This window comes from Xanthomonas indica (assembly GCF_040529045.1).
GTDB lineage: Bacteria > Pseudomonadota > Gammaproteobacteria > Xanthomonadales > Xanthomonadaceae > Xanthomonas_A > Xanthomonas_A indica.
Genome location: NZ_CP131914.1, coordinates 1,973,096 through 1,987,390, shown reverse-complemented (window position 1 = coordinate 1,987,390; position 14,295 = coordinate 1,973,096). Strand labels below are relative to the sequence as shown.

Below are 14,295 nucleotides of genomic sequence, written 5' to 3'. Positions count from 1 at the left end.
CCACAGGAGCGGCTTCAGCCGCGACCGGGGATTTCACCGGCACCCCCAGGTCGCGGCTGAAGCCGCTCCTACGACTCCCGAATCCCCACTCCCAGCCCTTCTCAGCTCTCGCGCAGATCCCGCGGCCGGAAGCCCAGCGCCAGCAACGCCAGCAGGTAGACCGCGCCGCCGCCGCCCACCAGCAGCAGCAGGCTGCCGATGCGGTGCCACTTGTCCATGGTGGTGAACGCCGGCAGCCAGTGCAGGCCCAGCGCCAGCACCGCGGCCATCGCCGCGCAGGCCACGCCCAGGCGCAGCAGGTAACCGCCCCAGCCCGGCTTGGGCTGGTAGACCTGGTCGCGGCGCAGCCAGCGCCACAGCAGCGACAGGTTGAGGTAGCTGGCCACCGCGCTGGCCAGGCCCAGGGCCAGGTGCAGGCCCGGCACCGCCTCCAGCGCCGCGCGCACGCCCTGCGCGCGCAGTTCCGCCGGCACCCACACCTGGTACAGGATCGCCAGGAACAGCAGGTTCAGCGCCATGTTGGCGACCAGCGCGGCGACGCCGGCGCGCACCGGCGTGCGCGTGTCCTGGCGCGAATAGAACGCCGGCAGCAACACCTTGAGCAGGGCGAACGCCGGCAGGCCGAAGCTCAGCCCGAACACCGACATCGCCGCCATGCGCGTGTCGAAGGCGGTGAACTTGCCGTACTGGAACAGGGTCGCCACCAGCGGCTGGCTCAGCAGCATCAGCCCCAGCATCGCCGGCACCGCGATCAGCAAGGTGGTCCGCAGCCCCCAGTCCAGCGCGCTGGAAAAGCCCGCGCGGTCGGTCTTGACGTGGTGCCGCGACAGCGCCGGCAGGATCACCGTGCCCAGGGCCACGCCAAACACGCCCAGCGGCAGCTCCAGGAAGCGGTCGGCCTGCGACAGCCAGCTCTGCGAGCCGGCGTACAGGAACGAGGCGATCACCGTGTCCAGCAGCAGGTTGATCTGCGCGATCGAGGAGCCGAACAGGGTCGGCACCATCAGGGTCAGCACCCGGCGCACGTCCGGGTGCTGCCAGCCCCAGCGCGGCAGGGTCAGCAGGTCGATGCCGCGCAGGGCCGGCAACTGGAACAGCAACTGCAGCACGCCGGCCACCAGCACCGCCCAGCCCATCGCCAGGATCGGCACCTGCAGCCGCGGCGCCAGCCACAGCGCGCCGGCGATCATGCACAGGTTGAGGATCACCGGGGTCAGCGCCGGCAGGCCGAAGCGGTGGAAGCTGTTGAGCGCGCCGCCGGCCAGCGCGGTCAACGACACGAACAGCAGGAACGGAAAGGTCAGCCGCAGCAGGTCGACGATCAGCCCGAACTTGGCCGGATCGTCCGTGGCGCCCGGGTTGAACAGCATCGCCACCTGCGGGGTGAAGATCAGCCCCAGCGCGGTGACCAGCAGCAACACCCCGCCCAGGGTGCCGGACACGCGCGACATCAGCGCGCGCAGGTCGGCGTGCGGGCGGGTCTCCTTCACTTCGGTGAACACGGGCACGAAGGCGGTGGCGAACGAGCCCTCGGCGAACAGCCGGCGCAGGAAGTTGGGAATGCGGAACGCCACCCAGAACGCGTCGGTGGTCGCGTTGGCGCCGAAGGAAATGGTGATGGCCTGGTCGCGCACCAGCCCCAGCACGCGCGAGACCATGGTCATGCTGCTGAAGGAGAGCAGCCCGCGGAGCATGCGCGGCGTGCTCATGCGGCAACCCTCTTGACAATTGGCTTGACGCGAATGTTTGGACGCTTCATACTCTCCCGCTTGTTTTTATCCACCACACAGCTTTCCAGGAAACCACCACCGTGGCCAATATCAAGTCCGCCAAGAAGCGCGCCAAGCAGACCGTCGTGCGCAACGCGCGCAACACGGCTCAGCGTTCGATGCTGCGCACCGCCGTCAAGAAGGTCATCAAGGCCCTGGACGCCAACGACGCAGCCGGCGCCGAAGCCGCTTTCGCCATCGCCCAGCCGATCCTCGACCGTTTCAGCTCGCGCGGCCTGATCCACAAGAACAAGGCTGCCCGTCACAAGAGCCGCCTGAGCGCCCGCATCAAGGCGATCAAGACCGCCGCCTGATCGGCTGCCGTCGACGCCGGGAGCGCCTGCGCTTCCGGCTGCACTACGAAAAAGCCCGGCCTCGGCCGGGTTTTTCGTGTGCGCATCACCCCGCCCTGCGCGCCGCGGTGCGGCGCAGCGCTCAGGCGCCATTGGCGGCTGCCTCCAGCGCCTCCTCGCGCTGGCGGTCGAAGAACGCCATCACGTCCTTCATGATCGGCCAGGTGCCTTCGCGACCCAGCGCCGACACCAGGTACCAGGGCTGGGTCCAGCCCAGCTCGGCGACGACCTGCTCGGCCAGCGCGCGCGCCTCGTCCTCGAACATCAGGTCGGCCTTGTTCAGCACCAGCCAGCGCGGCTTGGCCAGCAGCTCCGGATCGTGCTTCTGCAGCTCGCGCTCGATCGCCCGCACCTGCTCGGTCGGCGAGACACCGTCCACGCCACCCTCCATCGGCGCCAGATCCACCAGGTGCAGCAGCAGGCGGGTGCGCTGCAGGTGGCGCAGGAACTGCGCACCGAGGCCGGCACCGTCAGCGGCGCCCTCGATCAGCCCGGGAATGTCGGCGATCACGAAGCTGCGGTAGGCCTCGACGCTGACCACGCCCAGGTTCGGGTACAGCGTGGTGAACGGATAGTCGGCGACCTTCGGCGTGGCGGCGGACACCGCCCGGATGAAGGTGCTCTTGCCGGCATTGGGGAAGCCGAGCAGGCCGACGTCGGCCAGCAGCTTCAGCTCCAGCTTGAGCGTGCGCTGCTCGCCCTCTTCGCCCGGCGTGGCCTTGCGCGGCGCACGCGTCACCGAGCTCTTGAAATGCATGTTGCCCAGGCCGCCCTTGCCGCCCTGCGCGACCAGCAGGCGGTCGCCGTGCGCGACCAGATCGCCGATGACCTCGTCGGTCTCGACGTTGATCACCACGGTGCCGACCGGCACGGTGATGGTCAGGTCCTCCCCGGCCTTGCCGTACATCTGCCGGCCCATGCCGTTCTCGCCGCGCTGCGCGCGGAACGCGCGCTGGTGGCGGAAGTCGACCAGGGTGTTGAGATTCTCGTCGGCGACCAGCCACACGCTGCCGCCGTTGCCGCCATCGCCACCATCGGGCCCACCCAGCGGGATGAACTTCTCGCGGCGAAAGCCGATGCAGCCATTGCCGCCATTGCCGGCCGTGACCTGGATTTCCGCTTCGTCTACGAGTTTCATGGATAACAACCGGGAATGGGGAATGGTGAATCGGGAATGGAAAAGCGAGCCGCCGCCACGGCGACGATTCTATGTCGCAGCCACAGATCGGCAAAATCCATCACTGCATTGCCTGGCGCAGCCAGGACAGGGCGAGTTCACAGGAGGCGCATTTGCCATTCCCGATTCCCCACTCCCCATTCCCAGCCACAAAACAAAAACCCCGCCGAAGCGGGGCTTTCGTCAGCAAGCCTGCGCCATGGCGCAGGCCCTGGACACCGGCACTTACGCCTCGGTGACCACGCTCACGGTGCGGCGCTTCTTGGCGCCCTTCACCGAGAACTCGACCTTGCCGTCGACCAGCGCGAACAGGGTGTGGTCGCGGCCCAGGCCGACGCCGGCGCCCGGATGGAACTGGGTGCCGCGCTGACGCACGATGATGTTGCCGGCTTCGATGGCCTGGCCGCCGAACATCTTCACGCCCAGGTACTTCGGGTTGGAGTCGCGGCCGTTGCGCGAGGAACCTACGCCTTTTTTGTGTGCCATGACTGCTGCTCCTTACTTCTTGTCGCCACCGGCGATGCCGGTGATCTCGATTTCGGTGTAGTGCTGCCGATGACCCTGACGCTTCATGTGGTGCTTGCGGCGGCGGAACTTGATGATGCGCACCTTGTCGGCGCGGCCGTGGGCCACGACCTTGGCGGTGACGGCGGCGCCCTTCAGCGCGTCGCCGATCTTGATGCCGTCGCTGTCGCCCAGCATCAGGATGTTGTCGAACGTGATCTCGTTGCCGGCTTCGACTTCGAGCTTTTCCACGCGGAGCGTTTCGCCCTGCGCGACGCGGTATTGCTTACCGCCGGTGACCAGTACTGCGTACATGACCAGACTTCCTCTGTAGTTATTGTGGTCGTTCCCGTCGTGCCGTTTCGGGCAGACAGGAGCGGGATTGTAAGCCGCCGCACGCGACAGCGTCAAGCCCACCCAGACCCGGACTGTCAAGCCCCGCGGGCCGGCACGGCTGCCTGAACCAGCCAGCCGCCGGCGCCCGGCGGCGCTGGGATCTGCGGCAATTGCCCCCACCTGACAAGCTGGGTACGCTGATCGATTGCCGTCCCCTTTCCGCCCCCACACTGGCCAGCGGCACCGCCACGGCCGGCACATTCCGGAATCTCTTCATGGCGATGGATTACATCCGCATCCGCGGCGCGCGGACGCACAACCTCAAGAACCTCGACCTCGACCTGCCGCGCGACAAGCTGATCGTGATCACCGGCCTGTCCGGGTCCGGCAAGTCCTCGTTGGCGTTCGACACCATCTATGCCGAAGGCCAGCGCCGCTACGTGGAGTCGCTGTCGGCGTACGCGCGGCAGTTCCTCAGCGTGATGGAGAAGCCCGACATCGATCACATCGAGGGCCTGTCGCCGGCGATCGCGATCGAGCAGAAGTCGACCTCGCACAACCCGCGCTCCACCGTCGGCACCATCACCGAGATCTACGACTACCTGCGCCTGCTGTACGCACGCGTCGGCCAGCCGCGCTGCCCCGACCACGGCTATCCGCTGGAAGCGCAGACGGTCAGCCAGATGGTCGACCACGTGCTGACCCTGGACCCGGAGCAGCGCTACATGCTGCTGGCGCCGGTGATCCGCGAGCGCAAGGGCGAGCATGCGCAGGTGTTCGAGCAACTGCGCGCGCAGGGCTTCGTGCGCGTGCGCGTGGACGGCGAGTTGTACGAGATCGACGCGGTGCCGGCGCTGGCGCTGCGCCAGAAGCACACCATCGAGGCGGTGATCGACCGCTTCCGCCCGCGCGAGGACATCAAGCAGCGCCTGGCCGAGAGTTTCGAGACCGCGCTGAAGCTGGCCGACGGCATGGTGTCGGTGCAGTCGCTGGACGACACCGCGGCCGCGCCGCACCTGTTCTCCTCCAAGTACAGCTGCCCGGTCTGCGACTACTCGCTGCCGGAACTGGAACCGCGCCTGTTCTCGTTCAACGCACCGATGGGCGCCTGTCCGAGCTGCGACGGCCTGGGCGTGGCCGAATTCTTCGATCCCGAGCGGGTGGTGGTGCATCCGGAGCTGTCGCTGTCGGCCGGCGCGGTGCGCGGCTGGGACCGGCGCAACGCGTATTACTTCCAACTGATCGCCTCGCTGGCCAAGCACTACAAGTTCGATGTCGACGCGCCCTGGCAGTCGCTGCCGGCGAGCGTGCGCCAGGCCGTGCTGTACGGCAGCGGCGACGAGACCATCACCTTCACCTACTTCACCGACGCCGGCGGCCGCACCCAGCGCAAGCATCGCTTCGAAGGCATCATCCCCAACCTGGAGCGCCGCTACCGCGAGACCGAATCGCCGGCGGTGCGCGAGGAACTGGCCAAGTACATCAGCGAACGGCCGTGCCCGGACTGCAAGGGCGCGCGCCTGAACAAGGCCGCGCGCAACGTGTTCGTCGCCGACCGCCCGCTGCCGGACCTGGTGGTGCTACCGATCGACGACGCGCTGAGCTTCTTCCGCCAGCTCGACCTGCCCGGCTGGCGCGGCGAGATCGCCAGCAAGATCGTCAAGGAGATCGCCGAGCGGCTGGGCTTCCTGGTCGACGTCGGCCTGGATTACCTGACCCTCGAACGCAAGGCCGACACCCTGTCCGGCGGCGAGGCGCAGCGCATCCGCCTGGCCAGCCAGATCGGCGCCGGCTTGGTCGGCGTGATGTACGTGCTCGACGAACCCTCGATCGGCCTGCACCAGCGCGACAACGAACGCCTGCTCGGCACCCTCACCCGCCTGCGCGACCTCGGCAACACGGTGATCGTGGTCGAGCACGACGAGGATGCGATCCGCCTGGCCGACTACGTGCTGGACATCGGCCCCGGCGCCGGCGTGCACGGCGGCGAGGTGGTCGGCCACGGCAGCGTGCAGGACCTGCTGAAGGCGCCGCGCTCGCTGACCGGGCAATACCTGTCGGGCAAGCGCCGCATCGAGATCCCGGCCAAGCGCCACAAGGCCAATCCGAAGATGACCCTGCACCTGCGCGGGGCCACCGGCAACAACCTCAAGAACGTCGACCTGGACATCCCGGCCGGCCTGCTGACCTGCATCACCGGCGTGTCCGGCTCGGGCAAGTCGACCCTGATCAACGACACCTTGTTCACCCTGGCGGCGAACGAGATCAACGGCGCCTCGCACAGCGTGGCGCCGTACCGCGAGATCGAGCACCTGGACCTGTTCGACAAGGTGGTGGACATCGACCAGTCACCGATCGGGCGCACCCCGCGCTCCAACCCGGCCACCTACACCGGCCTGTTCACGCCGCTGCGCGAGCTGTTCGCGCAGGTGCCGGAAGCGCGCTCGCGCGGCTACTCGCCGGGCCGCTTCAGCTTCAACGTGCGCGGCGGCCGCTGCGAGGCCTGCCAGGGCGATGGCCTGATCAAGGTGGAGATGCACTTCCTGCCGGACGTGTACGTGCCCTGCGACGTCTGCCACGGCAAACGCTACAACCGCGAGACGCTGGAGATCCTGTACAAGGGCTTCAACATCAACGACGTGCTGGAAATGACCGTCGAGGATGCGCTGAAGCTGTTCGAGCCGGTGCCGTCGATCGCGCGCAAGCTGGAAACCCTGGTCGACGTGGGCCTGAGCTACATCAAGCTCGGCCAGAGCGCGACCACCCTGTCCGGCGGCGAGGCGCAGCGCGTGAAGCTGTCCAAGGAACTGTCGCGGCGCGATACCGGCCGCACCCTGTACATCCTCGACGAGCCGACCACCGGCCTGCACTTTCACGACATCGAGGCGCTGCTGGGCGTGCTGCACAAGCTGCGCGACGAAGGCAACACCGTGGTGGTGATCGAACACAACCTGGACGTGATCAAGACCGCGGACTGGATCGTCGACCTGGGACCGGAAGGCGGCCACCGCGGCGGCACCATCCTGGTCACCGGCACGCCGGAAGACGTGGCGGCCTGCCCGCAGTCGTACACCGGCCAGTTCCTGGCGCGGATGCTGCCCTCCACCAGCGCGCGCCCGGAGCAGCCGGCGGCGATGGCCAACAAGCCCGATGCGCGCCCGCCGCGCAAGGTCAAGCCGGAAAAGCCGGCGAAGAAGCAGGCGGTGGCGGCAAAGAGCGACAAGGCCAGCAAGAGCACCACCAGTACCGGCACCAAGAAGAAGAAGGACGTTTGATGAGCAGCGAACACAAGATCCTGGCGCGCATCCCGATCAGCGTGCGCTGGCGCGACATGGACAGCATGGGCCACGTCAACAACGCCAAGTACATCTCCTACCTGGAAGAAGCGCGCGTGCGCTGGATGCTGGGCGTGGAAGGCGTCTCGATGCGCGACCGCATCGCCCCGGTGGTGGCGGCGACCAACGTCAACTACCGCGTGCCGATCGTGTGGCCCAACGACATCCTGGTGGAGTTGTTCGTCGAGCGCCTGGGCACCAGCAGCGTGACCATTGGCCACCGCATCGTCGACCAGCAGGACGAGAGCCGGCTCTATTCCGACGGCAACGTGGTGGTGGTGTGGATGGACACCCAGACCGGCAAGAGCGCGCCGCTGCCGGACGCGGTGCGCAAGGCGACGAGCTGAGGCCTGTGCCGGCGCCGGGACCGACCCGGCGCAAGGCAACCCATCGCAGTACCGGCGACATTCGCGTTTGAATTCGCCGGCGCAGCGCGCGACCGCCCCGCGGCGCGTACTCAGTCAAGCACCTGCAGGCACCTCTGATAGCCCGCTTTTTGCAGCGCCGCAGCCCTTGTAGGCGCGGCTTCAGCCGCGACGCGCGTTGCAGTGAATGCCTGTCGCGGCTGAAGCCGCTCCTACAAGGCACGAAGGACTCCCCCTTACATCGCCTGCTTGCGCACGGTCAGCGTCGCATCGACCTTGCCGCCATCGTCCAGTTGCAACTGCAGCGGCACGGCCTGGCCTTCGGTCAGCGCACCCGTGCCCTGCATCAGCATCAGGTGCATGCCGCCGGGCTTGAGTTCGACGCGGGCGCCGGGGGCCAGCGGCACACGCTCGACCGCGCGCATCCGGCTGACGCCGGCGACGAGCGTGGTCTCGTGCAGCGACACATCGCCGAAGCGGGGGCTGCTGGCGCCGGTGACCGTGACCGGCTTGCCGCAGCCGTTGTGGAGCACGCCGTAGCCGGCGGTCATCGGCATGGCCGGATTCGGCGGCAACCGCACCCAGCCCTGCTCCAGGGTGACGCAGGCCGGTTCCGCGGCCGACGCCGCGGTGGCGACCGCGCATAGCACCATCAATACGCCAGCGAATGGTTTGGTTATCATCGCCGCGGTTCCTTCTTCGAAAGCAGACCGCAGCATGACGACGCTCATCGACGTGATCAACCACGGCCCCATCCGCGAGCTGCGCCTGGCGCGGCCGCCGGTCAACGCGCTGGACACCGAGCTGTGCCAGCAACTGATCCAGGCGATCGAGCAGGCCGGCGCCGACGGCGCGCACGGCCTGGTGCTGTCCGGCAACGAACGGCTGTTTTCGGCCGGCATGGACGTGCCGCACCTGCTGAGTCACGGCGACGACCGCGCCAAGCTGCTCGCCAGCTGGCAGCAGTTCTTCGGCGCGGCGCGCACGCTGGCCGCCAGCCCGATGCCGGTGGTGGCGGCGCTGACCGGCCACGCCCCGGCCGGCGGCTGCGTGCTGGCGCTGTGCTGCGACTACCGGGTGATGGCGCGCAGCCCCGAGCCGGCGCGCCCGGTCACCATCGGTCTCAACGAGACCCAGGTCGGCTTGGTCGCCCCGGAGGGCATCCAGCGCCTGCTGCGGCGGGTGGTGGGCGCGCACCGCGCCGAACGCCTGCTGGTCGGCGGCGACCTGGTCAGCGCCGAGCGCGCGCTGGAGATCGACCTGGTCGACGAACTGGTCGACGCCGACCTGGTGGTGGCGCGCGCGCTGGCCTGGCTACTGGAACTGCTGAAGCGGCCGCGGCAGCCGATGCTGCAGACCCGCGCCATCGCCCGCGCCGACCTACGCGCCGCGCTGGCCGACGAGCACATCGGCCTGGAGCGGCTGATCGACGACTGGCAGGCACCGGACACCCAGGCCGCACTGCGCGCGCTGGCGGCGCGGCTGGGCAAGGGCTAGGGCTAGGGCGTGCCATCGATCCCCGGGCATGCCGCGCCACGGTTGCGCGCGTCCGGGTGAGCGGGACAGAAAGACGTGCGCCCAGGCCCGAGCGATCGCGCGGCCGCAGGCGCGCGCGGACGGCCCGGTATAATCGGCGCACGTCCGTCGCCAGGCCCCGCCTCTTGTCCGCCAAGCCCGCCCCCGTCGTGTCCGAACTGATCGAGCTGCTGTCGCTGGAGCGGCTGGAGGACAACCTGTTCCGCGGCCAGAGCCGCGACATCGGCACCAAGTACGTGTTCGGCGGCCAGGTGCTGGGCCAGGCGCTGTCGGCGGCGCAGGCCACGGTCGAGAACGCCCGCCGCGTGCATTCGCTGCACGCCTACTTCCTGCGCGCCGGCGACATCGAGCATCCCATCGTCTACGACGTGGACCGCACCCGCGACGGCGGCAGCTTCTCGGTGCGCCGGGTCACCGCGATCCAGCACGGCAAGGTGATCTTCTTCTGCGCGGCCTCGTTCCAGGAGCAGGAAGACGGCGCCACCCACCAGCTGAAGATGCCGGAAGTGCCGCAGCCGGAAGACATCGAACCGACCCCGGCGGCCCGCCCGGAAGTGCTGGCGACGCTGCCGACCAAGGTGCAGCGCTGGCTCTCGCGCGGCGGCCCGTTCGAGTTCCGCCACGTGTATCCGCGCGACGAACTGAATCCGCCCAAGCGCCCGCCGTTCCAGCAGATGTGGCTGCGCCTGAGCGAGCCGGTCGGCGATGCGCCGGAACTGCACCAGGCGCTGCTCGCCTATGCCTCGGACTTCCACCTGCTCGGCACCGCCACCTTCCCGCACGGCATCAGCTACTACACGCCGAACGTGCAGATGGCCTCGCTCGATCACGCGCTGTGGTTCCATCGCCCGTTCCGCGCCGACGACTGGCTGCTGTACTCGCTGGACAGCCCCAGCGCGCAGGGTGCGCGCGGCCTGGCGCGCGGGCAGTTCTTTACCCGCGACGGCACCCTGGTGGCCAGCACCGCGCAGGAAGGTCTGATCCGCGTGGTGCCCGACGCCGGCGCCGCGGCGCAGGTTCCGGCGAAGCGCTGAGGACACCGACATGCGTCAGATCTTCAGCAGCCAGCGCGTGGAAACCGCCGAAGGCGTGGCCGCGCTGCTGCGCGATGCCGGTATCGAGGTGCGGCTGAGCAACGGCCGCTCCTACCGCAGCCGCCGCAGCGGCCAGTTCAGCTATCTCGACCCGGTGGCGGCACAGGCCCAGCCCACGGTGTGGGTGGTGCATGCCAACGACCAGCCGCGTGCGCGCGAACTGCTGCGCGACGCCGGCCTGCTCGACAGCACCCGCCGCGACCCCGAACAGGGCCGTGCGCCGTACTTGAACGAGTTCCGCTCGCAGGTGGAAGTGGACGCCGGCAAGCGCTGGGCCTGGCGCATCCGCATCGCCCTGCTGCTGGCGATCGGCGCGGCGGCGCTGGTGACGGTGCTGCGCCACCGCGACAACCGCGCGCCTACCGCCGTACCGGCCCAGCCCGCCGCGACCCAGCAGGCCACGCCACCGGCGCAGGACACCGGCAGCGACGAAGTGCGCGTGCGCGTGCAGCCGGCGCCGCGCGGCAACTGAGGCAGCGCGCGCGGCGCCGTACCGCGCGCATCGGCTGCGGCGGTGCCCTTACTGCTGCAGCATCCTGCCTGTCTGCGCCGCACTGCGCACGCCACCCACGCTTGCATGCCGCGGCGCTGCGTCGCGACAGCGCGCGAATGCCCGCCTCCCCACAGCAAAACGCCCCTGCACCTTGCGGTACAGGGGCGCGGTCGATCGGCGCCTTGATGCAGTGAAGCCGTGTTGCGGCGAATGACTCAGTTGTTGTCCGGCGCCGGCATCGGCGGCGGCGGCGTGTCGCCACCGCGCGGTCCGCCCGGGCGATGCGCCCAGCGCTTGGCCTGTGCCGCATCGAACTCGGCGCGGCTGAGCATGCCGTCCTTGTTGGTATCGGCCGCGGTGAACCAGGCATCGCGATGCTGCTTGGCGCGCAGCTCGAAGTCGGCACGGTCGATGTAGCCGTCCTTGTTCACGTCCATCTTGTCGAAGCGCGCGGCGAGCTTGGGATCGGCCTGCGCTTCGGCGCGGCTGATGCGGCCGTCCTTGTTGGTGTCCAGCTTGGCCATCATCGCGCCGGGCACGCCGTGTCCACCGGGGCCACCCGGACCGCCGTGGCGGCCGTGCCGCGGCCACTCGTCGCGGCTGAGCTTGCCGTCGTGGTTCTTGTCCAGCGCGTCGAAATGTTCGGCCAGGCGCGGATCGGCGGCGGCTTCGCTGCGGTCGATGACGCCATCGCCGTTCTTGTCGAGCGCGGCGATGCCGCCGGCAGCGGCGGGCGCGGCGGGATCGGCCGGCGGCGGCGGAACGGCGTAGGCGGCACCGGACAGGACGGCCAGCACGGCCAGGGCGAGCAGCGGGTTGCGAGACTTCATGGGTCACTCCCTGAGGATGATGAGGAACCTGCCAGGACGGCAGGCGTCCGGCGCCGCGGGCGGCCCGCGCAACGGGCCGGCGCCGTGGCGCCTTCCCTGCAGACAACGCCCCGCCGTCGCCGTGGTTGACCCAACCGCCGGGCGTATTCATGGACGGGACAGTCGCGGCCCCTGCGATGGCGAAGCGCTATGCTCGGCGCATGGCCATCCATTCCGACGCCAGCGACGACCTGCGGCTGTTCCAGACCGGCCAGCACGCGTGCGGCTACTGGCCCGAGCGGCAAGCCCGCGACCTGGTGCTGGACCCGCACGACCCGCGCCTGGGCGCGCTGTATCCGCTGGCGTTGAGCTGGGGCTTCCGCCGCTCCGGCGACCTGGTCTATCGCCCGCACTGCGATCACTGCCGTGCCTGCGTGGCGGTGCGCATCCCGGTCGAGGACTTCGTACCCGATCGCAGCCAGCGCCGCTGCCTGGCGCGCAATGCCGATGTCGAGGTGCGCATCGTCGCCGCCGAACGCAGCGAGGAACAGCTGGCGCTGTACCAGCGCTACCTGCAGCATCGCCATCCCGGCGGCGGCATGGACGATCACGGCGCGCACGAGTTCGATCAGTTCCTGATCGGCCGCTGGTCGCACGGCCGCTTTCTGGAACTGCGGCAACGCATGCCGGATGGAAGGCGTGGGCCGCTGCTGGCGGTGGCCGTCACCGACATCACCGCGCAGGCATTGTCGGCGGTCTACACCTTCTACGACCCGGACGCCGCCGCGCGCGGCCTGGGCACGCTGGCGATCCTGCAGCAGATCGCCTGGGCGCGACGCGACGGCCTGCGCCATCTGTACCTGGGCTACTGGATCCGCGGCCACCAGAAGATGGACTACAAGCGCCGCTTCCGGCCGCTGCAGGCCTACGACGGCCGCCACTGGCGCGACTTCGACGACTACCTGCGCCAGCTCGGCGGCTAGCCGCCGGCAACCGATACCGCGCTGCCCAGCCGCTGCCGCCGCACGTCGCCGCGCCATCGTGCGGACATGCAGCGCGTGCGAAACTTGGCGCATGACATCACGCCTCCTCCTGCTTGCCCTGACCCTGCTGTGCGGCGCCTGCGCGCACACCGCTCCCAGCTCCCCTGCGATGACCGACGCCCCCGCGCCAGCCGCCACGACGCTGCGCTTGGCCACCTACAACACCTCGCTCAATGCCGACGCACCCGGCGGCCTGATCGCCGCGCTGCAGGGCGACAGCGCGCAGGCGCGCAAGATCGCCGCGGTGCTGCAGCAGGTGCGACCTGACATCGTGCTGCTCAACGAATTCGACTACGACGACGCGCACCGCGCCGCCGACCTGTTCGAACAGCGCTACCTGGCGGTGCCGCAGCCGCATGGCGGTGCGGCACTGCGCTATCCCTACCGCTACCTGGCGCCGGTCAATACCGGCGTGCCCAGCGGCCTGGACCTGGACAACGACGGCCACGTCGGCGGCGAAGGCCGTGCGCGCGGCAACGACGCCTGGGGTTTCGGCCTGCATGCCGGCCAGTACGGCATGCTGCTGCTGTCCAGGTACCCGATCGACGCCGCGGCGGTGCGCAGCTTCCGCCTGCTGAAGTGGAGCGCGATGCCCGACGCGCTGCGCCCGGTCGATCCGGCCACCGGCCGCTTCTTCCACAGCGACGCAGTGTGGGCGCAACTGCGGCTGTCGTCGAAATCGCATTGGGACGTCCCCGTGCGTACCCCACTGGGCGTGCTGCATGCGCTGGTGTCGCATCCGACCCCGCCAGTGTTCGACGGCGCGGAAAAACGCAACGCCGCACGCAACCACGACGAACTGCGGCTGTGGCGCGATTACCTGGACGATGCCGGCAGCGGCAAGGCGCGCTGGCTGTGCGACGACGCCGGCCGCTGCGGCGGACTGGCCGCCGATGCGCAGTTCGTGATGCTCGGCGACCTCAACAACGACGTGATCGACGGCGACGGCCGCCACGACGCGATCCGCGCCCTGGTGACGCATCCGCGCGTGCTGCAATACCCCACCCCGCACAGCGCCGGCGGCGAGGAAACCACCCGCGCCTACGCGGCCACCGGCATCGGCCATCGCGGCCCGCCGCAGCAGGTCACCGGCGATTTCGGCCCCAAGGCCGGCACCATGCGCCTGGATTACGTGTTGCCGTCGCGCAACTTCCGCTACCTGGGCAGCGGCGTGTTCTGGCCGGCGTCCAGCGATCCCGCCGCCGCCATCGCCGACGGCAGCGACCACCATCTGGTCTGGGTCGACGTCGCCGCGGGGCCGTAGCGCGGCGCACCCCGCGCGGCCCTTGCAGCACCCCACAGGCGGCCGATCGGCCGCCTGTTCTTTTTGCCACACCGGCCGCCATGTCCCCGGGGACTGGCTTGCCGCCAGTGCAACTGCATCGATCGCCTGGCCGAAGGCGCCACGGGCATGGGAACTACCCGCCTTTTGGCAAACACCGGCGAATCGAGGCCGCGCCTCAGACCTTCCGCGCCGCGCG

At 69.5% G+C, this 14,295-nt stretch carries 14 protein-coding genes; 8 read left to right on the top strand and 6 right to left on the bottom strand.

Annotation, left to right across the window (positions count from 1 at the left end; translation table 11 throughout):
- Positions 1-101 precede the first annotated feature (101 nt).
- On the bottom strand, positions 102-1,694 hold the full coding sequence (gene murJ / locus Q7W82_RS08715) for a murein biosynthesis integral membrane protein MurJ (RefSeq protein WP_242156955.1): 1,593 nt from the start codon (positions 1,692-1,694) through the stop codon (positions 102-104).
- A 116-nt stretch (positions 1,695-1,810) separates the two neighbouring features.
- Here murJ and rpsT point away from each other — a divergent pair, with 116 nt between their 5' ends.
- A complete protein-coding gene (gene rpsT, locus Q7W82_RS08710; RefSeq protein WP_010341167.1) occupies positions 1,811-2,083 on the top strand; it encodes a 30S ribosomal protein S20 in 273 nt (90 codons plus the stop codon).
- A gap of 121 nt (positions 2,084-2,204) precedes the next feature.
- Here the strand turns inward: rpsT and cgtA are convergent, their stop codons facing one another.
- From cgtA to rplU, 3 genes are all read right to left on the bottom strand, one after another.
- Positions 2,205-3,260: an Obg family GTPase CgtA gene (cgtA, locus tag Q7W82_RS08705; RefSeq protein ID WP_242156483.1), complete on the bottom strand. Its 1,056-nt coding sequence runs from the start codon at positions 3,258-3,260 to the stop codon at positions 2,205-2,207.
- 264 nt (positions 3,261-3,524) lie between these two features.
- Positions 3,525-3,785 (bottom strand): 50S ribosomal protein L27, encoded by a 261-nt coding sequence (gene rpmA / locus Q7W82_RS08700; protein ID WP_010341169.1) that lies wholly within the window; start codon positions 3,783-3,785, stop codon positions 3,525-3,527.
- Between the two features lie 12 nt (positions 3,786-3,797).
- Positions 3,798-4,118, bottom strand: coding sequence for a 50S ribosomal protein L21 (rplU, locus tag Q7W82_RS08695; protein ID WP_010341170.1), 321 nt, complete (start codon positions 4,116-4,118; stop codon positions 3,798-3,800).
- 296 nt (positions 4,119-4,414) lie between these two features.
- On the opposite strand from rplU, the gene uvrA reads away from it, so the two are divergent.
- Entirely contained in the window at positions 4,415-7,414 is a 3,000-nt protein-coding gene (gene uvrA / locus Q7W82_RS08690) for an excinuclease ABC subunit UvrA (protein WP_242156482.1), read from the top strand.
- Positions 7,414-7,821 (top strand): thioesterase family protein, encoded by a 408-nt coding sequence (locus tag Q7W82_RS08685; RefSeq protein ID WP_242156481.1) that lies wholly within the window; start codon positions 7,414-7,416, stop codon positions 7,819-7,821. Before uvrA ends, Q7W82_RS08685 begins: the two co-directional genes overlap by 1 nt.
- A gap of 254 nt (positions 7,822-8,075) precedes the next feature.
- Here the strand turns inward: Q7W82_RS08685 and Q7W82_RS08680 are convergent, their stop codons facing one another.
- Entirely contained in the window at positions 8,076-8,522 is a 447-nt protein-coding gene (locus Q7W82_RS08680) for a copper chaperone PCu(A)C (RefSeq protein ID WP_242156480.1), read from the bottom strand.
- A 34-nt stretch (positions 8,523-8,556) separates the two neighbouring features.
- Here Q7W82_RS08680 and Q7W82_RS08675 point away from each other — a divergent pair, with 34 nt between their 5' ends.
- The 3 genes from Q7W82_RS08675 (at position 8,557) to Q7W82_RS08665 (ending at position 10,941) form a co-directional block, all read left to right on the top strand.
- Complete coding sequence (locus Q7W82_RS08675) at positions 8,557-9,336, top strand: enoyl-CoA hydratase/isomerase family protein (RefSeq protein WP_242156479.1); 780 nt, start codon at positions 8,557-8,559, stop codon at positions 9,334-9,336.
- Positions 9,337-9,500: 164 nt separating this feature from the next.
- Positions 9,501-10,409: an acyl-CoA thioesterase II gene (tesB, locus tag Q7W82_RS08670; RefSeq protein WP_242156478.1), complete on the top strand. Its 909-nt coding sequence runs from the start codon at positions 9,501-9,503 to the stop codon at positions 10,407-10,409.
- A 10-nt stretch (positions 10,410-10,419) separates the two neighbouring features.
- A complete protein-coding gene (locus Q7W82_RS08665) occupies positions 10,420-10,941 on the top strand; it encodes a DUF2007 domain-containing protein (protein WP_184502488.1) in 522 nt (173 codons plus the stop codon).
- A gap of 236 nt (positions 10,942-11,177) precedes the next feature.
- Here the strand turns inward: Q7W82_RS08665 and Q7W82_RS08660 are convergent, their stop codons facing one another.
- The gene (locus tag Q7W82_RS08660) at positions 11,178-11,792 is read right to left on the bottom strand and encodes an EF-hand domain-containing protein (RefSeq protein ID WP_242156477.1); all 615 of its coding nucleotides are present in this window, start codon (positions 11,790-11,792) and stop codon (positions 11,178-11,180) included.
- A 149-nt stretch (positions 11,793-11,941) separates the two neighbouring features.
- Between Q7W82_RS08660 and Q7W82_RS08655 the strand changes: the two genes are divergently transcribed.
- Both Q7W82_RS08655 and Q7W82_RS08650 read left to right on the top strand, forming a co-directional pair.
- Positions 11,942-12,754 (top strand): arginyltransferase, encoded by an 813-nt coding sequence (locus Q7W82_RS08655; protein ID WP_311195484.1) that lies wholly within the window; start codon positions 11,942-11,944, stop codon positions 12,752-12,754.
- Between the two features lie 91 nt (positions 12,755-12,845).
- Entirely contained in the window at positions 12,846-14,078 is a 1,233-nt protein-coding gene (locus Q7W82_RS08650; protein WP_242156475.1) for an endonuclease/exonuclease/phosphatase family protein, read from the top strand.
- The last annotated feature ends 217 nt before the right edge of the window (positions 14,079-14,295 follow it).